Source organism: Stenotrophomonas sp. STM01, assembly GCF_014852135.1.
In the GTDB taxonomy this organism is placed as follows: domain Bacteria; phylum Pseudomonadota; class Gammaproteobacteria; order Xanthomonadales; family Xanthomonadaceae; genus Stenotrophomonas; species Stenotrophomonas capsici.
The window spans coordinates 318,461-339,898 of the sequence record NZ_JACVBA010000003.1; the positions used below are offsets into that span (position 1 = coordinate 318,461).

Here is a 21,438-nt window from a genome sequence, read left to right on the forward strand (position 1 = left end):
CAGGAACCGCCCCGGCCGCGACACACGCACGGCCTGCTCCGAGCGGCTGCTGCCTTCCCCGGGATTTCGACGGCGCCCCCAACGGGGAGGGCGCGCCCGGCCAATTCCCTTACCCTTCACCGTTCCCGCACCGGCACCGCAAGAGACCAACACATGCGCAACAAGGAAGTGACGGGCGTCGCCCTGATGGCATGGATGCTGGCCTGCAGCGCCTGTTCGTTGCCTGCGACCGAGACGGTGGTCGAACCCATCGATCCGGCACGCAAGCTGATCGGCACGGTGCAGGGCACGGGAGCCGTCAGCCCGCTGCTGGGTAGCGATGTGCTCGTCGAGGGCGTAGTCGTGCGCAATCTGATGGGTGACAGCGACGACGTCGGCCAGGAAATGAAGGAAACCCTGGGTGAGGGAGCGGGCAGTGCCGGGCCGCCGATAGGCTGGTTCATCCAGGACGAAGGCGATGGCAATCCGGCCACGTCCGACGGGGTGTTCGTGCTCGACCAAGGCTACGACACGTCGATCAACATGCCGGCCGACGCCGAGTACACGATGCGACTGGGTTCACGGGTACGGACCGGCGACCGGGTGACCGTGCGCGGGCGGGTGGTCGAGTTGCCCCAGGCGCAGGTTGCCGACCAGCCGCGCAGTACGGGGCATGCGGTGTCGCGTGGTGACGCCGATGGCAGCGTCACCGCGATTGCGGCGATGTCGGTGACGTTGGTGGCCCCTGCGGAGCGGGCCAGCCCGATCACCGTACTGCCGGCCTCCGCCGTCAGCGAGGCTACCGAAGCCATGCGTCGCTGAAGGCACGGTAGCAGCGACCTCGATTGCGGACCCCATTGCAGTGTTTCGCCGGCAGTGCCAAACCCCTGCATGCCGCGGCCCTGTGCATCTGGATGCCCACCGGCCGCCTACAAGCCCTTCTTGTTGGCGCGACCGTCAGCCGGTGCCTTGGTGCGTAGCGCGCCCGTCGGGGCCCGCGGCACATGCACGTACGGGTAGGGCACGGCGGCCGTCTCTGGCAGGCCCAGCCGCCATTTGCCGAGCACGCTGCTGACGCGCTTGCCGGCATCGAACTGGGGTTCGGATGGCAACTCGCCTTCTTCCTTTTCACGCTCGCGCACGGTGGCGCTGGCACGTGAGAAGGCATCGGCGAAATCGCTGGTGGCGTTCATCGCTTCCACCAGGAAGGCACGCCCGAACCAGGTGGCACTGTCGGTGTTGCCGCAGCCGAAGGAGGGGCGGTCGTGGCGCGCCGCGGTGATGATCATCCGGTTGGGGGCTTTCAGGGCGGGGATGAAGCCGCCGGAGTAGCAGGCGGAGACCACGATCACCGCGTTTCCGATCCCCGCTTCGTTCAATGATTCGGTCAGGTCCCCGGGCGTGAGGTAGTCCTCCTGGCCCGGTCCGGTATGCAGGTAGAAGCTGCTGTCGTCCAGGCCATGGCTGCTCAGGTAGACCAGCAGCACGTCCTCCTTGGGGTCCAGTCGCTGGCCGAGTGCATCAAGCGCGTAGCCAATGCTCTGGTAGGTCGCCAGCGGTTGTGCCTGCGCCCCGGCGCGCGTATCGGGGTGATTGACCAGGCTGAGCATGCGGCCCTCGGCGTCCCAGCGTTGTGCCGACAGTTGGCGCAGGTACAGCACTTCGTTGCGGAAGACGTCTTCATCGACATCCCCGGCCACGCCCAGCACGTACAGGTCGGTGACGCCCGGTCGCTGCGCGGCCAGGGCATTGATCTGGCCGTCCAGCAATGCCTTCTGTGCGCGCCCGAACGCGGGCGTGGTGGGTTGCCAGTCCGGGGCTTCCGGTGTGCGCGCCAGCGCAGGCCAGATGCCGAACAGCAGGACAGCGGACAAGGCCAGAGGACGCAGGCGCGACAGCAGGCAGCGGAGCGGGGATCTGGCCATGGCCACAGGTCGCGGAGGAGTTGCCTGGATTCTATCGACTCCGCGCCTTTCAGCGTCCAGCCCCTACCAGCAGGCGGCATGGACCTGGTTGTCCCAATGGCTGGAGAGCGCGAAGTCCCGTTTCAGCCCGGCCTTGGCATAGGCCTGGCTGCGACCGCGCCGCGCGAGCTCACAGGCACCCGCCGCGGGAGTGGGGGGTCGGCCGGAACGCCGTGTCCGCCGTGCCGACACGGCATTGGCACGCTTGAGTTCACGCTCGATGGCCTGCAGGCGCGCCTGCGCGTGCCGGTCGAACGGTTCGGGTGCCGCCGTCCATTGCTTCAACGGCGGGCCGTCGCAGGGCAGGGACTGATAGGCGATCCCATCGTCGGTGCGGCACTTGAACACCTGTTGTGCATGGACCGGTCCGCAGCCCAGGTTGATGAAGATGAAAGTCAGCACGATGACCACGACCGGCATGCGATGCTCCTCGCAGGGATGGAGCCGATACGTTGCCGCGTGCTTCCTGCCGGGGCAGCCGGGAAGCCCATCCCATGTGCGTAGGAGTTTAGCCAGTTGGCCCTGGGCGCGATGACCTGTTCGCTGGCGAGATGTGAAGAAATTTTTTCACAAATGTCTTGCGGGCCTAAAAAAGCCGGGCTATTATTTCTTTCTCGGCGACGTCGGGGCCATAGCTCAGCTGGGAGAGCGCCTGCATGGCATGCAGGAGGTCAGCGGTTCGATCCCGCTTGGCTCCACCAAATCCGGACATTAGGCCGTTCGGATCGTCGAAAACAACTTGATGAGTATAACGCGTCCCCATCGTCTAGAGGCCTAGGACATCACCCTTTCACGGTGGCGACCGGGGTTCGAATCCCCGTGGGGACGCCATTCATCACTGTAGTACGGTCCCGGTCATGTGTCGGGATTCTGTTGAAAAGATCATCCTCCCAGGATGGTCCGGAAGGAAAAAAGAGTTTCCTTTCCAACAGAAAGTCTGCCATAATGGCAGGCTCGCGGTAACAACGTGGGGCTATAGCTCAGCTGGGAGAGCGCCTGCATGGCATGCAGGAGGTCAGCGGTTCGATCCCGCTTAGCTCCACCAATTCGGACATTAGGCCGTCCGGATAGACAACTCGAATTTGAAGAATACGCGTCCCCATCGTCTAGAGGCCTAGGACATCACCCTTTCACGGTGGCGACCGGGGTTCGAATCCCCGTGGGGACGCCATTTCCAAAAAAGCTCCGGGAAACCGGGGCTTTTTCTTTGCCTGAAATTTGGCGCCGGGGGCATGCTGGGTTCGCTGGATTCCAGTTGCGGTTTGTATCAACAGTTCCTTGTCGCGGATGCGCCTGCAGATGCCGGGAGGGCACTGTTGCCGGTGATGGCGAATGCTCGGGCCGAAGGATGGCATTGCCAATGCATGCAGGACGCTTCCCGCCAGGCTTCCGAAGATCGAAGGCTTACGAAAGAAGTGTCTGGCGAGCCGAGCATCCTGTTGATGATCGGATGGCTCGCTTCCAACCAATGTGCTCAGATCAACGCATGTCGTTCATGGTACGAGGCGGCGCATCGACGGCAGTCCCTTCTCCTTGGTCGATCGAGCCGAAGCGCGTTGATCGGCAGGGGGTATGGGAGCGCTGCGACATACATGGGCGCGGCGACGCACGTGGAAGTTAGTCGAGAAGGCAGAAGGGCCCATTCGCCTTCAGGTACAGCCTTTCGCTCCTTGCAGTTTCATGCATCTGCTTTCCGATCCTGAAGCCTGGGATCGGATGGCCCGCGGTGGTATGCACTTTTGCAGGCAGGGTCACTTGCTTGAACGTTTTCCAGATCGTGTTGAGCAACGCCGTGAGGGGTGCATCATCCCCGTCCAGCGTGTTCCACCGAATCGCCATGCGTCCATAGTTGACTACATCAATCTCAGAGTCGTAGGCATGCCCTGTCGCATCCTTCATGTCCGTCATATGCATGCAGTAGGAGCGGAGGAATTGCAGTTCCGACCGGCACACGGGTGCAAATGCCTGGCTGACGATTGCACTTGCCTCGCAATCGAGCGCAGCCTGGAGCGTGTCGAAGTTGTGAATCAGAAGACGGTCAGCGCCCGTATGCGAGCAGCGCCAACGCATATCCGGGAGCGCCTCATGCAGTGCATCGCTGAACTCGGCGACATCCTCGCGGGACAGCCAAAAGTAAAGCAGCTTCGTCTTCTGTCCTTTTTCCGGCATGGGAAGCACATCTCCAGGTTTGGAAGGCCTCGAAGGCAGGGGGTCTTCCTTTTGCAAGAATTGATCGTAGGTTCCTCGATGCCATCGGGCAATTCCCAGGTGGTGACCGTCGGAAGGCTCTTTAAGCTTGCGCGGTGAGATTGGCCTTGCGGAGGGCCATGTCGGTCAGTGGGGGGTATCTGGATGGTCGACGGGGGCAGATGCCCCCAAATATGCCCACGGCCTGACGGTTTGCGACGGAAGCGGGCGCACGGAGGCGGAAACGAAAAAGGCCGGAAGCCCTTGATTATTCGGGGATTCCGGCCTGCTTCGGGCCTTGTCGGCCACTGCATTGGGGTGGGCGCACCTGAACAAAGTTCATATCTACTTGTATTTAATGCGTTTTTCTTGGATTAATTTTTAGCGTACCCTCAAAAATACCCGCAAAGGTTGGTGGTGCTAGCGAAAGTACCCGCGATGACGGCGTTCCGTTCAGTGGGCTTCCTTGGTGCATCAGGATCAGGTACTTGCTTCATCTGGCCGTACCGCTGCCCTCATCACTACGCAGAAAGCGGAAGACTATTGAGCTCTGCGCGTGCTTCCCGCCATCGCGGGAAGTGTTCATCAAGCAGTGCGATAAAGCGTTCGTCGTGGGTTGGCGCGATAAGGTGTGCCATCTCGTGGACCACCACATACTCGAGCAGGTGCCGCGGCTTCTTCACCAGCTCCGTGTTCAGGCGGATATGGCCGCGGGCATGGTTGCAGCTGCCCCAGCGGGTCTTCATGCGTTGCAGGTAGTAGGCCTGCACCTTCACCCCTAGTCGTAACTCCCAGGCGCGAATGAGATCGGGCAGCACGGCATGCAGCTGCGCCTTGTGCCAGGCGTGCATCACTTCGGAGCGCTTCGCCTCGTCGGTGCCGGGGCGAACACTCAGCGTGATGCGCTTGTGATCGAGGCGGACACCGGGTTTGGCATCGACGATCTGCACATCGAGCAGATAGCGACGCCCCCACACGCTGTGGCTCTCGCGGGTGACATGGCGGCGCGGTGCCTCGCGGGCCTGCGCGCGGAACCCGGCCTGCTGCTTCCGGATCCAGCCGAGCCGGGTGATGGCGTAGGCCCTAAGCACGTCCAGGCGCGAGCGCATGGGTGCGACCAGCGTGACCCGGCCTTCTGGCGGTTGCACGGTCAGGTGTACGTTCTTGACGTCCTTACGCATCACGGAGATTTCGATTTCGCCCAGCTGGAATGTGTCCATCAGCGGTAGCCAGCCTGGTTCTTGACCAGGTCAAACAGCTTGAGCATGGCATCACGGTTGCCCTCAACCACCGCAAGCAGGGCACGCTGCACGGCACGTTCCTTGATCGCGTCACCCTTCCAGCCGGCCGGCACATCCGTGCGCATGATCGCATCGATCTTCACCGCCATACCGATCAGCTCGTTGCCGTACAGCGGCGCATCATCGGCAATGTGCGTGGCATCGACGGGTCTGGCCAGGATGTCCGGTAGGTTGCGGTAGATAAGGGAGGCCTCGGGCTTGTCACGCAACGCCTCGGGCACTTGCTCGCCACCGGCTGCATGCGTCGCCAGCTTCCTAGCCAGTGCTTCGGCTTGCCTCAGGAACTCCGCGTAGCTTTCCGCATCGGCGCGCGACTGCTTGATCAGCTCGTCCAGCAGGCTCGACATCTCCTTGAAGAAGCGCGGATCGGTCAGGCGCTCCTGGATGATGGCCTTGCGCATGTTGTTGATGATGCCCTCGGCCACCGCCTTGTTGCTGCTGCCCTTGGCATTGAGCTTCTGCGCGATGGCGTCGTGGATGCCGCTCTTGACGATCAGGTCCACCAGCGACAGGTCGCCCATGTCACCCAGTTCACGCGCCTCATCGGCGCGCACGTAGCGGTTGAGCAGGTCGCGCATATCGCCCTCGAAGGGCTTGATGTCGAACTCCTCGCCGGAATGGTTCTTGATGGTCGCGCGCATCTCGGCGTAGAAGGCCACCTCCCGCTCCAGCCGGGCAATCGTGGCCTCGTCGTAGCCGGCGTTCGACAACTCGCTGCCAATGTCCGCCCAGGCCCTCACGAACGCCGTCACCAATTTGTAGAAGGAAATGCGCAGCGGCTCGGCCTGTTCCAGCGCCTCGGCGTCCTGTGCCTGGCCGCAGAAGTAGGCGATGAACTGCTCCAGCTCACGCGGCGGCGGCACCGGCTCGCACAGGTGCAACAGCGCCTCGCGGCTCTCCTCCAGCTTTTTCACGCCTTCGCTGATCCAGTTCTTCAGGGTTACATTGCCGTCCTGCCCGTCCTTGCCATCCACCACCAGCTGGTCGGAGCTGTAGACCGAAATGGCCTCCTGTACCTTGCCGAACAGTTCCTTGAAATCGACGATATAACCGTAGTCTTTGTCATCACCATCCAGGCGATTGGTGCGGCAGATTGCCTGGAACAGGTCGTGGTCACGCAGGTTGCGGTCCAGGTAGATGTAGGAGCAACTGGGCGCGTCAAAGCCGGTCAACAGCTTGCTGACCACGATCAGCAGCTTGCAGTTGGCCGGCTCGTCCTTGAAGCGCCGCTTCATCTCCGCTTCGTACTTGTCGGTGCTGTCGAAATCCTTGAGCACCCAATCCCGGTAGGTGTCGTACTTGTAGCGGTAATCGCTGCCGGCCGGCTCCTTCGAATACAGCGTCTTGTCCGGCTCGAAGGAGGTAATGATGCCGACATGCCGGCCGAAACTGGTGTTCTGGAACAGCCGGAAATAGTGGCAGGCGTCGTAGATCTCATCGGCCACCAGGATCGCCGTGCCACGCCCGTCGTTCAGGCGGCGGCGCGTGTCGAAATCCTCCAGGATGCTGCGGATGATGCGGTCCTTGCGCTCGCCCGAGCTGAGCAGCTCTTCCATCGTGGCCCAGCGTTTGCGCAGTGCCGCCTTCTGGAAGTTGTTGAGGTGTTTGGTCTTGTTGGCGAAGTACTCTTCAATCTTCTTCCGGTTGCCGAGCGCCTGCGGCACCTCGCGCGCCTCGTACTTCAGGTCCAGCACCACCTTGTCGGCCACCGCTTCGGGAAATTTGTAGGTGTGGATGTAGGTCCCGAATACGTCGTGGGTGGTCTTCTTGTCCTTGCGCAGCAGCGGCGTGCCGGTGAAGCCGATGAAGATGGCATCGCCCAGCCAGCGCTTCATCTGCTTGTTCATGTCGCCGCCCTGGGTGCGATGGGCTTCGTCCACGAAGACGTAGAAGCGTCCGTGCGCGTGCGGCGGCAGGGCGGTCAGGTCGCTGGTGTCGAACTTGTGGATCAGCGCGCACAACAGCCGTGGCGTGGTTGCGCCCAATTTGTCCACTAGGTCGGTGCGCGAGCCTACCCGGGTGGAATCCAGCCCGGAGTTCTTCAATACCTTGGTGATCTGGTCATCCAGCTCCTCGCGGTCGGTGATGACCAGGATACGGGCATTGGCGTCGTCCTCTAGCAGCCATTTGGCCAGCAGCACCATCAGGATGCTCTTGCCGCTGCCCTGGGTATGCCAGATCACCCCCCCTTCGCGTCTGCGGGTGCGTTCCTGCGCGGCCTTGATGCCGGCGTACTGGTGTTGCCTTGGCACCTTCTTGATGCCGGCGTCGAAGATCACGAAGTGGTAGAGGAAATCCAGCAGCCGCGCCTTGTCCAGCATCTGCGCCAGCGGCCGGTCCAGCAGCACGCCGGGCTCGCCAGCGGCCAGGCCGGCGTCGTCCTTCCACTGCACATAGAACGTTTCCGGGCTGCCCACGGTGCCGTAATACAGCCCTTGCGCATCATTGCCGGCCATCAGCAGCTGCACCGTGCTGAAAAACGCCTGGTTGAAGGCGGGTTCCTGGTTGCTGATCAGCTGGCGGATGCCCTCGGCCTTGTCCTTGCTGCCGCGCTTGAGCTCGATCACCGCGATGGCGATGCCGTTGATGTACAGCACCATGTCCGGGCGGCGCTCGAGACCTCCACGCAGGGTGACTTCCTCGGCCAGCGCGAAATCGTTGTTGTGCGGGTTCGCCCAGTCGATGAAGTGGACCTTCCGGGTCTGCTCGCCCAGTGCGGTCTGCACGTCGGCGCCATAGCGCAGCAGGCCATAGGTGCGAAAGTTGGCATCGTACAGGGTGTTGCCGCGGATCTCTGCGGTGGCTTGCAGCTGGCGCAACGCCGCCGATACCAGCGCATCGGAGTAGCCGCGTCGTTTCAGGTTGGCGCTGAGGTAATCCGGCTCGATATTGCGATTTCCCTCGCGTCTGCTCCAGTCGCCCAGGTTGTCGTAGCCCAGGCAGTCCGTACGCGAGGGGTCAGTGAACAGCCTGGCCACACGGTTCTGGGTAGTGCGTTCGGCGCGAGGACGGTTAGGCATGAGCGGCAGCCTCCAGCTTCGCAGGTGACCAAATGACTTCGGCCAGAGCCATCAACAGCATGGCACGCTTGCCCTGTTCCAACTTAGTGAAATTGGCATGCGCTTCGAATGGAAGCTGATGGGTTTGCTTGAATTGCCGGAACTGCGGCTGATGCTGATAGATCGCATCGCTCAGGCTGGCCGCGTAGAAGTTTTGCTGTGCGTAGATCTTGCGCTTTTCGCCGAACGGTTTGGCTTTCAGGCTGCGGTTAACATCCTGCGGCAGCAGCAGCAACGAAGCGACATTGTTGCGAACTTCATCGAACTCCTGTTCGCTGACAAACATATCTGCGTACGCAGTGAAGTCATCGGCAAAGATGTGCTCGATGTCATACGGATTCTTGCTTACACGGTCCATCAAAGCCGGGAAGCTGTCACCGCGCCCGGAGTGCAACTCGGTGAAGGCCGTGACCCGCGCCAGCAGGTGGTAGATGTAGGCCTTGCTGTGCTGGTTCAAACCAAAGCCAGCGAGTCCCTTCCGCCACTTCTGCGTGGCGCTGCCTTGCACGGTAATCTCGTCATTGGCCAGTTCATTGCCGAGCAGCTGCACCAGCTTATCCAGACCCTTGCGGCGGATCTTCTTGTTCAGCTGGTGCATCGCGTAGTAGATCGACGAATAGCCGGTGCGGATATTGTTGACCTTGCGCCGCATCATCCAGATATCCAGAAACGTTGCCGTCACTGCCAGCTTGCGGCGAACGGTGGCCGGATCATCCGATTCGACCAGCGGTGCCAGCAATACGGTGTTCTGCAGCGTCAGGCCGTTGCGCGCGTTGTAGTAGATGGCCTCCAGACCGGACGTGTAAACCGCGCTGGCCTGCTGGACCAGCAACCAGGCCTTGGCGAAGAAGCGGAAGCTATTCTGGACGAAGACAGCATTGGTATCGGCCTTGCCCAGCCCCAGCCGGGTGTGATTGTCGCGTACCCAGCGATGGAACATGCTGCCCACCTGCTCCCAGTCCCGCTCGGTGGCGTTGGCAACGCGCTCGCGGATGCTCTCGGCATACTGGGCGCGCAGCCAGTCACGCATGAACTCCCCGTCGCGGTCATGTTGGTGCTCCTGGTCCACCGTGATCAGCTCCAGCACCTGGTTACGCCAGGCCACGTTTACCTCCGAGCGCGTGGCAGCATCGGTGATCGGGGCGAGCAGGTAGGCCTTGAGCATGTCCATTGGGCCCAACGGCTTGCCGCGATCATTCATCGATTCGAAGATTACGCTGGCATAGGCGTCATTGTCGGTGGCGATCTCGATCAGGCCGACCTTGCGCATCAACCAGTAAATGAAGTGCGACAGCCCCTCGCCCAGCTCTTCCACCAGCCCGCTGGCCTCGATCTCCTGGTAGCGGGTATGCATGGTCTGGATAGATTCGTCCTTGTCGTCCGGCACGAAAGGCTTGCCCTCGTACAGCGCACGGATGATGTCCAAGCGCTCGGGAATATCCAGGTTGAACTTGGCCACGCCCATGTCATCGCTGTAGATCAGCGGCGCCATGGTGGCGGCGACGGCCAGTTGCTTCTCGCTGGCAGCCCGATACAGGTGGATAAACAGCAGCGTCAGCGAGGTCGTGCGTTGCTGGCCATCCACCAGATAGTTCTTGCCGTTACGCTGGCTGACGATGATCGAGCCGAGGAAATATTCGCCATAGCCGTTGACTGCACTGGTCTCGTGGCCGGGCTGGTAATGGGCAAAGAACTTGGCCTGCAGGTCGTTGAGCAGGTCCTCGATGTTCTTTTTCTCCCACTTGTACTCGCGTTGGTACTCGTCAATGGCAAACGAACGGCCCTGCAGCAACTGCTGGATGGTCCGGTAGTACGGTGTAATAGCCGACATGGTTCCCCCTGTTTCCTTGTATTGCTTCAGACCAACCGGATCCGGCCGGTAAGCAGTGCCTGCATCATGCCTTGCTTGAGTTGGGCGGTTTTGGCGCGTTGGGCTTCGAGCGCGGTTATTTCAGTGGCCATGTCGCTCATAGCCTTAGATATCTCCGATTGCTCTCCTGGATCTTTAGGGATAGGTATCTTGATCTTCAGCGCCTGGCGTGGATGGATTCGCTGATGACTACCTGTCGTCCCGATTGCATGCAATTCCATTTGAGCACTGACATGACCAGACCGACAGGCAAGCAGCAAGAACCCTCTATCAACCGATTCATTTGGAACAAGAACCAGGAACTCTGTTGAGCAAACCGAATTCGACGGCACTTCGTTCGGAGCCCAGACTCTCGGAATGCGCGGATTCAGTTTAGACAGCAGTACCGCGCCTTGTGGAACAACAAATTTGTTGCTCCCGATAGAGGCTCCAGCCTCGACAACAGGTGCTTCCAAGGCATCGAACGCAGGCAAGCTGAAGTGTGTGAAAAGAGCCTCTGGGGTCGCCGACGGGTCGATACCTTCTTTGGAAAGTTTCGCCACTTCCCCCAGCGACTTCACCTCCCACTCCCCACTGAACCCCGGCAGGCGGCGCTTGCCGGTGAGCAGCTCCTGCATCGCGCCTTGTTTGATGGCGCGCTTCTTGGCGATCAACGCATCCTGCGCGGCCAGCAGCGAATCCACGTCACTGAGAGCGGTGGCGATGGCGGATTGCTCATCCTTAGTGGGCGGAAGCCCGATCTTGAACGATCTGATGTCCGCAGGGCTGATGTGAGGAATTGCCGTCGTAGTCTTTACTGAGTCGCAATGGTCGGTGAATTTTTTGCTACAGATCCAAGTCTTCAGATAGGACTGATCAACGTATGTAGAACGCACACGCGCTACACGTTGAAGCAGCAGCGCCGGCACATCCGATGCTTCGAGTTCCGCAAAGCTTCTTCCAACCAATGATCCATCCATGGAGACGACAATGTCGCCGACAACAAGTTGGTACTTGCGAAGCTCACCTGACACTTCAGGCCAGTACTTGGTTAGATCCTCGCTCCAATCGGTTTTGCCACGTTTGACATTCGAACCTCGGAGTAAGCGAACTCCTGAATCTGTGTAGCCACCACTTGGAAAGGGATGTCCCGTTAGCAGGTCGATCAAAGGACCAATATGGGAGCATTCCCAGTCCTTGGGAATCACTCCAACCTCGGTCTGCTTGTAGCCGGCCTTCAGTTCCACGCAAACCCCATCTTTGCCAGATGCCCGGCCACCTTGCTTTCCAGTTCTTTTACCTGCGCTGCCAGTTGTGGCAGCGGTGCGTCATAGCGTTCGGCCAGTTCCTTCAGCCGTCGGGTCAGGGCCTGCGATACGCGCTCCACCTCGCCCTGCACGGCAGCGGACAGCGTGACCAGCCATTTGTCATCCACCACCAGGGCCTGGATGTCGGCCACTGATAGCTGCGGGTACTTGGCCAGCGCCTTGGCGTCGAGTTCGGCATCCAGCGCCTTGAGCTGCTTTTTCAGTGCGGCTACTTCGTCGGTCAGTGCCAGCCACTGCTTCAGCACGGCGAGCTCTTCGGCGGCTTCGCTGTCCTTGCCGATTTCGCGGATGCGGTCTTTCACCTGTGCGGCGGTGATCCGGTCGAACCCGGTAAAGGCCATGTCCTCGCCGCCGTGCTCTTCTTCCAGTGCTTCCAGCGCGCTGCCGGCACTGTCCAGCGCGGCGCTGGTGGCATTAAGCGCCAGCTGTTCGGCAGCGAAGTAACGCGCCACGACCAGCGGCTTGGGCACCAGGTCGCAGGCCCAGCCCTTGTCCTTGCGCTGGCCTTTCTTGTTGGTTTCGATGATGCGTGCGGGCTCGGCCTTCCAGCCATCAGCAGACAGCAGGTAGGCATCGTCCTGCATCGTCTGTGCCCAGTAGTCCATCAGGTGCTGGTAGATGGTGTAGGCATCGAGCAGCGGCGCCTTGGCATAGGCGGACAGCAGGCTTTCGGAAACCTCGTGGATGAACTGCTTGGGGGAGCCGCCTTCAGCAAAACCGGCCAATGTCGGGCGGATGTGCTGCTGCCAACGGGTTTGCAGTTCGGCCGCAGTGGCCTGGAAGGCCTGGAACTGAGCGTGGCCGAGGATGGCGGATTTCACCTCGGCTTGCGGCCGCGTCAGTTGCAGGTAGCCGGGGCGGCCGGCGTCCTCGAAGAGGGTCTCGCGCAGGGCGGGCATGCTGGCCCAGTACGTCGCCAGTGCGTCCACGTCGTGCTGCGGGATGCCGCCTAGCAGGTGGCTTTCGATGTCCTGCAGGTCTTCGGCGGCGCTGCTGTCGATATAGCGCGGCAGGTTCAGGTTGTAGTCGTTCTTCGAGTCGCGGATCTCATCGAAGCCGACCATGCGCGCATAGCCGGGCACGTGCTGCGCCTTGTTGAAGGTGTCGACGATGCGGTGGATGTCCTGCTCGCGCAGGCGGTTCTTGGCGCCGTCCTTCAGGAAACCCTTGCTGGCATCGATCATGAAGATGCCGCGGCGGACGCTGGCGTTTTCCTTGTCCAGCAGCAGGATGCAGGCGGGAATGCCGGTGCCGTAGAACAGGTTGGCCGGCAGGCCGACGATGGCGGTCAGGTAACCGCTATCAACCAGCTGGCGGCGGATCTGAGCTTCCGCATTGCCGCGGAAAAGCACGCCATGCGGCAGGATGCAGGCACCCTTGCCGCTGGCCTTGAGGCTGCGGATGATGTGCAGCAGATAGGCGTAGTCGCCCTGTTTGGCCGGCGGCACGCCCCAGGCGAAGCGCTGGAAAGGGTCGGCATCCGGGGTGAGGCCGCTGCTCCAGGCCTTGTCCGAGAACGGTGGGTTGGCGACCACGTAGTCGAAGGTCCTGAGCCGCTCGCCTCCCTTGAACTTGGGGTCGGCCAGGGTGTTGCCTGACTGCACGGACGCATCTGGGAAGTCGTGCAGGATCATGTTCATGCGTGCCAGGCCGGCGGTGGTGGCCGAGATTTCCTGCCCATAGAGGGTGATCTGCTTGCCTGCTTCGGCGGCCACCTTCAGCAGCAGCGACCCTGACCCGCAAGTCGGGTCATAGGCGGTGGTCTGGCGGTTGGTGTTGTGCGGGCCGATGCCGATCAACTGGGCGATGGTGCGGCTGACTTCGGCCGGGGTGTAGAACTGGCCCTTGCTCTTGCCCGAATCCTGGGCGAAGTGGCGCATCAGGTATTCGTAGGCATCGCCAAGGATGTCGTCGTGCTCGGCACGGTTGTCGGAAAAATCCAGTGCCGGGTCTTCGAAGATGGCGACCAGGTTGGTCAGCTTGTCCTGGCGTTCCTTGCCTTCGCCCAGTTTCTTGGGGTCGTCGAAGTCGGGGAAGTCGCTGAGTGACAGACTGCTGCTGTTGGCTTCGACCAGCGGCTGGATGACCCGGGTGTTGATGCGCTCGCCTATGTCCGGCTTGCCCTTGAAGGCCACCATGTCGGCAAAGCTGGCCCCGGCGGGGATCACCAGCGGTGCCAGATCGTCGCCGGCGTACTTGTCGCTGACGTACTTGATGAACAGCATGAACAGGACGTAGTCCTTGTACTCGGATGGCTCCATGCCGCCGCGCAGTTCGTCGCAGCTGGCCCAGAGGGAGGAATAGAGGTCGGACTTCTTGATGGGCATGGTTGATAAGGGCTGGAATAGCAAGGCCCGCCCTGTATGGGTGGGTCGGTGGGGTGCAGCGCGGCAGTGTCAGGCCGTCACTGGCGCAAGCGCGGGGTTCAAGGATGCTATGACGAACTGTTTTTTGCCATTGCAAAAACTTCGCGCTGCTTTGATGCTCTGGCCCAAGGCGGCCAACAGGTGTTCTGCTTCAGCTTCCAATGTTGGCGCGTGGCCGCGCCACCGGAGGATGGTGTCCCAAATCAGTACGGCCGAGCGCCATCGGCGGCGCATGACTATCCGATAACGATAGCGACCTCCTGACAAGACCTCACTTCCGCCGCCGATCAATCTTCGGCCGACTTCATCTTTCCTGGGCGGAACCTTCTTTGGAGTCGAGGGCAGTCATCAGGGTGGCTACATCTGCCCCAAGTCTGTCAGCAAGCTTGCACAACACCAATAGCGATGGATTCCCGACTGAGCGTTCGATCTGACTGATGTAGGTGCGATCGATCCCCGCCTCGAGAGCTAGCTTTTCCTGGGAGAGCCCCTCAGCAAGACGTAACTCGCGGATATTACCCGCGAGTTCTCGTCTGACTGCTTCAAAGGGACGGCTCATGGGGATAGGCTCCCGCTTGACGAGACCCCTGGTCCACGGAATATATTCATCAAATCGTAGGGCTACGACTTGGGAACGATGGACAACAACCCCTCCAGGCGATATCACGCTGGCTTGGCAGCACTCTGTGTTGTCGCTTTGACGGGGGCGAAATGGCAGAACCCTTCAATCGCCGATCCGGCACAGCAAGAACATCAATTGGTCATTGACGACGCATACTGCAACCGGGTCGCAGTTGGAGCGGCCCCTATGCCCTCCGTGAACGTGCCGCAATCTCCGAGACAGGGCGCTCATGTCCCCGGCAGCTCGATCACCTATGGTCCGAACGGTAGTACCTACCGCAGTACTTATTCAGGCACGACCACCCCAGCCCGAAGTGTTGGTGACGCGTTCGCAGGTGGCTTTGCTCAAGGAGCAGCAGCTGGTGCACTAATCGCCGCCCGACGCCAACAGAGGGTCATCCACAAGGGCTGTATGTCCGAATTGGGATGGTCGAAGTCAGCGTCCTCGTCCCGGGCGGTAGCACGGCCCCCGACGGCTCAGGTCGAAGCCACCACATCCAACACCCCAAGCCAGCAAATGACATGGGAAAAAATCTCGACATCAATTGATGGTGGACAAATTTTCATCAGCCCGGAATCCGTCAACAAACGCGGTTCCAACGTCACTGCCTGGCTGAAGGTCCAGTTCCCCCATGCCTTTGGCCCTGGACCTGGAGGGGTAATGATTGATGAAGTGCAAGAACTAACGACCTTCCATTGTCTATCCCGCCAAACCTCCTTGTTAAAGCTAGTTTCGTTCTACCAAGGCAAGCAACTCTTTGTGGACGAGCAAAGCGGCGCCGACTTGAAGCGGGACAGCTTTTCGGCAGACTCGCTGTATGTTCCGGCCTATGAGGCCCTCTGTAGGCTCTAAAACACGACGGATTCTTTTGAGAGAAACTCATCGTTCACGTAGACCAGCGCCCATGTTGGCTGCCAGCAGCTCAGGGTGGCTGCCGGCATAGCCGGTGACTAATGAGCGGCGCGCTCAAAACGTTTCCCCGCAATCCCCCACTTGGTAACTATATCTGTGTAGCTGTTTTGGCTACCGTGAGCGCCCAAAAATTGGCCTGACGGTAGTCATTCTGGCTGCCGTGAAGACCCAGAGTGGTGAATTTTCTGCCGCCACTGTAGTTGTAGCAACTACTGTCGGTAGTCATTTCAGCTGCCGTGTTTTTTTGGCATGCGAGAGCGTATGGGGGCGAGTCCTCATGGTTTTGCCTCCAGCCCGGCATCCGGTTGCCATCGCATGTATGGCTTGGATGGCTTTGCGTCCAGGGCGGCCCCGGCTTCGTTCTCCAGTCGGTAGCTCGTGGCGTGTCGGGTCTTGTACGTGAAGCCGCCTGGAGTTTCGACAGTGATCCACCCGCGCTCAATTAGCGCGGCGAACGCTGCTTGCACGCGCCGCTGGCCCACCCCAATTCGCTTTGTCGCCTCCCGCAGGCTCAGGAAAACCACGTTTCCTTTCGAGGGTCGATACAGTGCGCGAAGTTCTATCAGCAGTGCGCGTGCATCGGGGTTCAATGTGCAGTAGGCGGGGCAGGTCAGTTCGTGCGCATATAGCCGCACATGTGCCTCATGCCCGATCCCGCTACGCCCTTTGGCCTTAAGTCGCGACTGTGCCACCGCCCGCGCCCTCCGCCAGGTGATACCTGGCAACACGTGAAGTTCCGCGCCGGGTCGGGACCTCGACTTCTGTGGTGATGATGGGCCAGCCCGCGCGTTTCAATGCATGCACATCGGCGGCGAGGCGGAACGCACCGAACTCGCGCAGCGCCTCTGCCTGCGTCAGGCTCTGGCCGGCCTCGAGGGCCGCGAGGACGGCCGCACGAGCCGTACCCTCGACCGGACGCTTGCACTGGAGTTGCGATGAGTCGTCAGAGCCGTGTTCCCTCCTGAGCCCTGATCTGCTTGCCGGAGTTCGTTCGCTTTGGACGAAGGCGTTCATCAGTCCACCTTCCCGGAAACGAATCTCTCCAAGTCGGCACGGCGGTAGCGGACGGCTCGCTTACCCAGCTTCACATAGCGCGGGCCTTCGTCTTTGGCTCGCCAATTCCGCAGAGTGGCAACTTTCAGCGCCAGCAGGGCTGCTACTTCTGTTTCGTCCAGCAGGTCGCCAGGTGTGAGTAAGGGTTGAGTTTCCATCGATGTACCTCAGCAGTAAGTGACCGTAGGCCAGATGCCTTGCGGTACTGCGGAATGCAGCGATGGGAATAGTTGGCTGGAAGAACCGGGCAGCGCGCTACCCAGCGCGCGCAATCAGGAAGCTGCGCGCAGAGTCACAGGCGCGCCAGCTCTAGGGAACCTCTGAATAACTCGCCCGGCCAGCACCGGAATGAAAATTTGGCTGCTCCGGCATCGGGTAAGCCATTGATCCTTGGCTTCCCAACTCACCAATTAGGCCGGAGTTCCTGCTGCTGAGACAAGGGATCGGAGTTGTTCAGACCTTCCCTAGCTCCTTCCTCCATGCGGCTGACCATTTGCGAATGGTTTCCGCGTTCTTCAGTACAGGCCATCGGCGCATGACCTCCGTCGCGAAATGCTCAGTCGTGCGCAACTTCGGATGCCGGCCGCCCTTCCACTCCTTCCATAGCTCCTTCGCCTGGGCCTTCGCAGCCTGCTTTCCGTCCTTATCCAGCTTGACCTTTGCCTTGGCGGCGTGTCGGGCACCGGCACTGCGCACTTCGGCAGAGGTCATGCTTGGTTCGGTCCTGATCAAACCGGACGTGTTAACCGAGGTCAACCCGCCGGCTATCTCGGAAATGGCGTCAACCCAATGCGTAGTCGTCGCGCCAGGCTCACCTCCAACGGCGAACTCAATGTCTCCAGCTTGGTTGTAGATCCAACACGCCACGAGCTCCGCAGACGCTGGCAGCTTGATGTAAGCACTCTTGCGAAATTCAGCAGCAATGGCCGCTTCTTCTTTGGTCCAGTCGTGGAAGTCCAAAGGAAGAGCTGCGCCTGCTGAAATCTCGACTTCGATACCCTTCTCATCCTCGTGCAGCCTGTACCAGGGACGGTCGCTGTTCGTGTGCTCAGGGCCGAAGGTGCTCAGCTCTAAGAAGGATGGGTAGTAAATAAGTGTGTCGCTCAGATTGCATGCCCGCAGGCTCGCCAGCAGTTCGCTAAGCCAAGCTTCGTTGGCCGCTCTCATGCTAGCCGCCGTTTCATCGTCACTATTCATCGTTCACCCTCGCCCTAAAGAGGGGGCCCACTGCGCCCAGCGGAATGAGGCTGAGGGTTTTCGCCTGCCTATGCCGAGGGAGACCATTTGCTCAACTCACTTTGGCACGCAGCGAGACCACATTCGCCCCCGTGCGCAGGCCGTCTAGGTAGTCCGCCCATGCCTGCATCATCCTCCGGCGTTCGGTCAGGTACTGCGCTTGGTTGTAGGTGCCGCGAATCTTGTTGCCGTCCCGGTGCGATAGCTGACGCTCGATGGCGTCTGGGTTCCAGCCCATTTCGTTCAGCCGGGTTGATGCCATGTGCCGGAAGCCGTGCGGGGTCATCTGCTCGTTGTCGTAGCCGAGCCGCCGCAGTGCCTGTCGTACTGTGTTCTCCGACATGGGGCGCTTGCTCGAAACTTTCCCCGCGAACACGTACACGCTGCGCCCGGTGAGCTGGTGCAGGTCACGCAGGATAGCGACTGCCTGCGAGGGCAGGGGGACGACGTGGGCAGGGGTGCGCGGATTCTCCTTTTCGGCCCGGCTCAACTTCTGCTTGGCGGCCGGGATGCGCCACTCGGCAGCGTCTAGGTCTAGCTCGGTCCATTCCATTTGCCGAATCTCGCCCGGTCGCTGGAACAAGATTGGCGATAGCCTGAGGGCGGCCAGTGTCACGGGGTCGCCGGTGTAGCCGTCCATTGCCTGCAATAGGTCAGCGATCTGGCCGGTGTCGGTGATGGAGGCGAAGTGCCGTTTGACGGCCTTGGGTAGCGCCCCACGCAGATCATGGGCAGGGTCGCGCTTGGCGATTCCTGCAGCGATGGCGTAGCGGAATACGGCAGACAGTTCCGAGCGGATGCGGTCTGCACTCTCCAGCTTGCCGGCCTTGACCAGTCGTTGCAGGCAGGCCAGCAACTCTGGGGCTTCGATCTCGGCTGTTGGTCGCGCCCCGACGTAGGGGAAAACATGTGTCTCCATCCACGCCTTGCAGCGATCGGAAGTGCCCTTGGTTCGCTCGCGGGCCTTCATCTCCTGGTAAGCGCGAGTCACTACCTCCAGACTGTTTGCCGCCCGCTCGGCTCCGGCCGCCTTCTCTGCCTTCCGCTGCGCTCCGGGGTCGGTGCCTTGGGCGACCAGTGTGCGGGCTTCCTCGCGCCGCTGGCGGGCTTGCGCCAGCTTCACCTCAGGGTAGGTACCGAGCCCCAGCATGTTCTCCGTCCCGATGACAGGCCGGCGGTAGCGCCAGCGCCACAGTTTGGAGCCGTCTGGGTTCACCAACAGGAACATGCCGCCGCCGTCAGGCAGCTTGTACGGCTTGGGGCCGGGCTTGGCGTTTGCGACTTCAGAGGGTGATAGTGGCTTGGAGGTCAGCCTGGGCATGGGGGGGGCATCTGGTTTGAGGGTACGGCTCGTTGCGTGTAGCCGCGTACCCGCACTTGTACCCGCAAACTTGGGTGATCGCCAGTGACATGCGAAGATGTCGCCAGACAACAGGCAAAGAAAAACCCCCGATTTCTCGGGGGTTTTTGGTGTTTCCGGTACCTTGCGGGACCTTTATATGGTGGAGGTGGGCGGAATTGAACCGCCGTCCGAAGGCACTCCATCCCTGGCACTACATGCTTAGTTCACCGTTGGGTCTCGTCCTGTGGCAGCACGGTGAGCGAAGCGCACCCAAGGACCAGCCTGTTTTGGTTAAGCCGTGACTGACAGGCAGCCGTCACAGCCGGTTCCGTGATAATGACCCTACATCCACGAGCACGGGCACAAGTGGGTTCGGGGCTTACGCCTTAAGCGGCGAGAGCGTAGTTGTCGTCGTTGGCAACTAGAGTTTTGCAGCTGGATTTACGAGGAAAGCTACCCCCTCGGCATGCGCCAAGCGACTTCATAACCCCCGTCGAAACCAGTGCACCCCCGGTTGGACGTTGAGCGATGAGGGTTCCGGCTACCTGAGCGACCAAGTGGACCGAAACCTCGCTGACGGTGTGGATGCTACGGCAAACAAGCTGAATCGTCACGTGCCGGTATCCGTCTGGCGTGGGTTAACGCCCCGCCGACCTTTCTGCGACAGGCGCCCGTCAACGATGTGTCGGTTGAAATCGGGTGGAGACCGTTGGTGCAAGAGCAGCAGGCGCGCAGTTTGAAGGGGCTCGCGGCAGGCGTGGGGCGGGATTTCCTGCGGCGTGCCTTGCCGGCTCTGCCTGCCTATGTGTTGCTGCTGTTGTTGACGACGGCGGCGCTGTGGGGTGACTCGGGCTGGCAGCTCGGCGCGGCCGTGGCCACGTTGCTGGTCAGCGCGGGCATGGTCGGGGCCATGGCGCGGCGGCGGTATCGCTGGGCGGGCTGGCAGGTTGCGGCGGCCCTGTTGCTGCTGGCGTTGCGGCCGGCATGGTCGGGTCTTGAGCTGGCGGCGGTGGATCGCCTGGTCACGCTGGTGGCAGTGGTGGCGGTGCTGCAGGTGGCATGGAGTTCGTTGCGCCTGTTCGGCTTCTCGCAGCGCTTGCAGCGGGTGGCCGACGCGATCCCGGAGGAGCGCGTGCTGGAGCTGTTGCCGCCGGAAGCGGCGGACAGGGTCCGGGCATGGCTGGCAGGAGACGCCGCCGCTGCGACTGAAATCAAGGTGGTCGTGCGCCTGGCACTGCTGTGCGTTGCGCTTCAGGAGGCCGGTACCCGTGGTGAGCTGCGCCGGTGGGCTTACGCCAGCAGGGATTTGCGCAGGTAGATCCGCTGATGGCCCGGCGGGTAGTCAGCGAGCCGGGCAAACACGTCGTAGCCGTGGCGGGTATAGAAGCCCTCGGCTTGCCAGTCGAAGGTGTCCAGCAGGGCGGCGTGGGCGCCGTGCTGGCGTGCGGTCTGTTCGGCCTCGGCCAGCAACGCACTGGCCACCCCGCGCCCGCGGTGGGCGGGGTCAACCCACAGGACATGAACCGTGAGCCAGCCGGCGCAGATGTCGGCGAGCAGGCCGGCGTAGAGGGTGCCGTCGTGATCGTGGCAGGCCAGGCGGACGGGAAGGTCTTCCAGTGGATCGCCACAGGCCTGCTGGTTGAAGGCCAGCAGGCGCTGGCAAAGCTGCTCGCTGTCGTGCGCGCTGGCCGGCCGTGGCGTGCAGGGGGGGGGCATCAGGCGTTGCGGTTGTGGGCGCGCATGGCGCGCTGCTTCTCGCGGGCCCAGTCGCGTTCCTTGGCGGTGTCGCGCTTGTCGTGGTTTTGCTTGCCCTTGGCCAGCGCGATCTCGAGCTTGATCTTGTTCTTGCTCCAGTACATCGCGGTGGGGACCAGGGTGTAGCCGTCGCGTTCGACGCGGCCGATCAGCTTGTCGATCTCCCGGCGGTGCAGCAGCAGCTTCCGCTGGCGGCGGTCCTCGGGGATGGTGTGGGTCGAGGCCTGGATCAGCGGGGTGATCTGGGCGCCGATCAGGAAGATCTCGCCGTCCTTCACGTAGGCGTAGGCGTCGGTCATGTTGCCGCGGCCGGCGCGGATGGCCTTGATTTCCCAGCCCTGCAGGACCAGGCCGGCCTCGAAGCGTTCTTCCAGGTGGTACTCGTGACGGGCACGCTTGTTCAACGCGATGGTTTTGTCGGCCGTCGCGTTCTTTGCTTTATCCTTGCCGGTGTTCTTGCTCATTTACGTATTGTCTCCGATTCG

Annotated in this window: 18 protein-coding genes, 4 tRNA genes and 1 other RNA gene; 7 read left to right on the forward strand and 16 right to left on the reverse strand. The window is 61.4% G+C overall.

Annotated features, from left to right (window positions below; translation table 11 throughout):
- Positions 1-153 precede the first annotated feature (153 nt).
- Complete coding sequence (locus IB227_RS15675; RefSeq protein WP_225591898.1) at positions 154-801, forward strand: hypothetical protein; 648 nt, start codon at positions 154-156, stop codon at positions 799-801.
- Positions 802-908: 107 nt separating this feature from the next.
- Here the strand turns inward: IB227_RS15675 and IB227_RS15680 are convergent, their stop codons facing one another.
- Both IB227_RS15680 and IB227_RS15685 read right to left on the reverse strand, forming a co-directional pair.
- Positions 909-1,904 (reverse strand): C13 family peptidase, encoded by a 996-nt coding sequence (locus IB227_RS15680; protein ID WP_192288149.1) that lies wholly within the window; start codon positions 1,902-1,904, stop codon positions 909-911.
- Between the two features lie 63 nt (positions 1,905-1,967).
- On the reverse strand, positions 1,968-2,363 hold the full coding sequence (locus IB227_RS15685; RefSeq protein WP_192288150.1) for a hypothetical protein: 396 nt from the start codon (positions 2,361-2,363) through the stop codon (positions 1,968-1,970).
- Positions 2,364-2,568: 205 nt separating this feature from the next.
- On the opposite strand from IB227_RS15685, the gene IB227_RS15690 reads away from it, so the two are divergent.
- The 4 genes from IB227_RS15690 (at position 2,569) to IB227_RS15705 (ending at position 3,114) form a co-directional block, all read left to right on the forward strand.
- A tRNA-Ala gene (locus IB227_RS15690) sits at positions 2,569-2,644 on the forward strand.
- A 54-nt stretch (positions 2,645-2,698) separates the two neighbouring features.
- Positions 2,699-2,774 (forward strand) — tRNA-Glu (locus IB227_RS15695).
- A gap of 138 nt (positions 2,775-2,912) precedes the next feature.
- A tRNA-Ala gene (locus IB227_RS15700) sits at positions 2,913-2,988 on the forward strand.
- 50 nt (positions 2,989-3,038) lie between these two features.
- Positions 3,039-3,114 (forward strand) — tRNA-Glu (locus IB227_RS15705).
- A gap of 446 nt (positions 3,115-3,560) precedes the next feature.
- Here IB227_RS15705 and IB227_RS15710 read toward each other — a convergent pair.
- From IB227_RS15710 to IB227_RS15740, 7 genes are all read right to left on the reverse strand, one after another.
- Positions 3,561-4,112, reverse strand: a complete 552-nt coding sequence (locus tag IB227_RS15710) for a hypothetical protein (RefSeq protein ID WP_192288151.1) — start codon at positions 4,110-4,112, stop codon at positions 3,561-3,563.
- Between the two features lie 539 nt (positions 4,113-4,651).
- A complete protein-coding gene (locus tag IB227_RS15715) occupies positions 4,652-5,350 on the reverse strand; it encodes a SprT family zinc-dependent metalloprotease (protein ID WP_225591899.1) in 699 nt (232 codons plus the stop codon).
- Complete coding sequence (locus tag IB227_RS15720; RefSeq protein WP_192288152.1) at positions 5,350-8,451, reverse strand: type I restriction endonuclease subunit R; 3,102 nt, start codon at positions 8,449-8,451, stop codon at positions 5,350-5,352. Before IB227_RS15720 ends, IB227_RS15715 begins: the two co-directional genes overlap by 1 nt.
- Positions 8,444-10,321 (reverse strand): DUF262 domain-containing protein, encoded by a 1,878-nt coding sequence (locus IB227_RS15725; RefSeq protein ID WP_192288153.1) that lies wholly within the window; start codon positions 10,319-10,321, stop codon positions 8,444-8,446. Before IB227_RS15725 ends, IB227_RS15720 begins: the two co-directional genes overlap by 8 nt.
- Before the next feature lie 26 nt (positions 10,322-10,347).
- Positions 10,348-11,586: a restriction endonuclease subunit S gene (locus IB227_RS15730; protein WP_192288154.1), complete on the reverse strand. Its 1,239-nt coding sequence runs from the start codon at positions 11,584-11,586 to the stop codon at positions 10,348-10,350.
- Positions 11,577-13,994 carry a type I restriction-modification system subunit M gene (locus IB227_RS15735; protein WP_192288155.1) on the reverse strand — a complete coding sequence of 806 codons (2,418 nt, stop codon included), beginning with the start codon at positions 13,992-13,994 and terminating at the stop codon, positions 11,577-11,579. Before IB227_RS15735 ends, IB227_RS15730 begins: the two co-directional genes overlap by 10 nt.
- A 343-nt stretch (positions 13,995-14,337) precedes the next feature.
- Positions 14,338-14,592, reverse strand: coding sequence for a helix-turn-helix transcriptional regulator (locus IB227_RS15740; RefSeq protein WP_192288156.1), 255 nt, complete (start codon positions 14,590-14,592; stop codon positions 14,338-14,340).
- A 78-nt stretch (positions 14,593-14,670) separates the two neighbouring features.
- Between IB227_RS15740 and IB227_RS15745 the strand changes: the two genes are divergently transcribed.
- On the forward strand, positions 14,671-15,507 hold the full coding sequence (locus IB227_RS15745; RefSeq protein ID WP_192288157.1) for a surface-adhesin E family protein: 837 nt from the start codon (positions 14,671-14,673) through the stop codon (positions 15,505-15,507).
- A 732-nt stretch (positions 15,508-16,239) separates the two neighbouring features.
- On the opposite strand, the gene IB227_RS15750 is transcribed toward IB227_RS15745, so the two are convergent.
- The 5 genes from IB227_RS15750 to ssrA form a co-directional block, all read right to left on the reverse strand.
- A complete protein-coding gene (locus IB227_RS15750; RefSeq protein ID WP_192288158.1) occupies positions 16,240-16,581 on the reverse strand; it encodes a helix-turn-helix domain-containing protein in 342 nt (113 codons plus the stop codon).
- Complete coding sequence (locus IB227_RS15755) at positions 16,581-16,778, reverse strand: helix-turn-helix domain-containing protein (RefSeq protein ID WP_192288159.1); 198 nt, start codon at positions 16,776-16,778, stop codon at positions 16,581-16,583. Before IB227_RS15755 ends, IB227_RS15750 begins: the two co-directional genes overlap by 1 nt.
- A 295-nt stretch (positions 16,779-17,073) precedes the next feature.
- Entirely contained in the window at positions 17,074-17,817 is a 744-nt protein-coding gene (locus IB227_RS15760) for a hypothetical protein (protein WP_192288160.1), read from the reverse strand.
- A gap of 91 nt (positions 17,818-17,908) precedes the next feature.
- Positions 17,909-19,177, reverse strand: a complete 1,269-nt coding sequence (locus tag IB227_RS15765; protein ID WP_192288161.1) for an integrase arm-type DNA-binding domain-containing protein — start codon at positions 19,175-19,177, stop codon at positions 17,909-17,911.
- A 179-nt stretch (positions 19,178-19,356) separates the two neighbouring features.
- Positions 19,357-19,710: a transfer-messenger RNA gene (ssrA, locus tag IB227_RS15770) on the reverse strand.
- A 200-nt stretch (positions 19,711-19,910) separates the two neighbouring features.
- Here ssrA and IB227_RS15775 point away from each other — a divergent pair.
- Positions 19,911-20,516 carry a hypothetical protein gene (locus IB227_RS15775; RefSeq protein WP_192288162.1) on the forward strand — a complete coding sequence of 202 codons (606 nt, stop codon included), beginning with the start codon at positions 19,911-19,913 and terminating at the stop codon, positions 20,514-20,516.
- Here the strand turns inward: IB227_RS15775 and IB227_RS15780 are convergent.
- Positions 20,489-20,914 (reverse strand): GNAT family N-acetyltransferase, encoded by a 426-nt coding sequence (locus IB227_RS15780; RefSeq protein ID WP_192288163.1) that lies wholly within the window; start codon positions 20,912-20,914, stop codon positions 20,489-20,491. The genes IB227_RS15775 and IB227_RS15780 overlap by 28 nt on opposite strands.
- The gene (gene smpB, locus IB227_RS15785) at positions 20,914-21,417 is read right to left on the reverse strand and encodes an SsrA-binding protein SmpB (protein ID WP_132864318.1); all 504 of its coding nucleotides are present in this window, start codon (positions 21,415-21,417) and stop codon (positions 20,914-20,916) included. Before smpB ends, IB227_RS15780 begins: the two co-directional genes overlap by 1 nt.
- Positions 21,418-21,438: the final 21 nt, after the last annotated feature.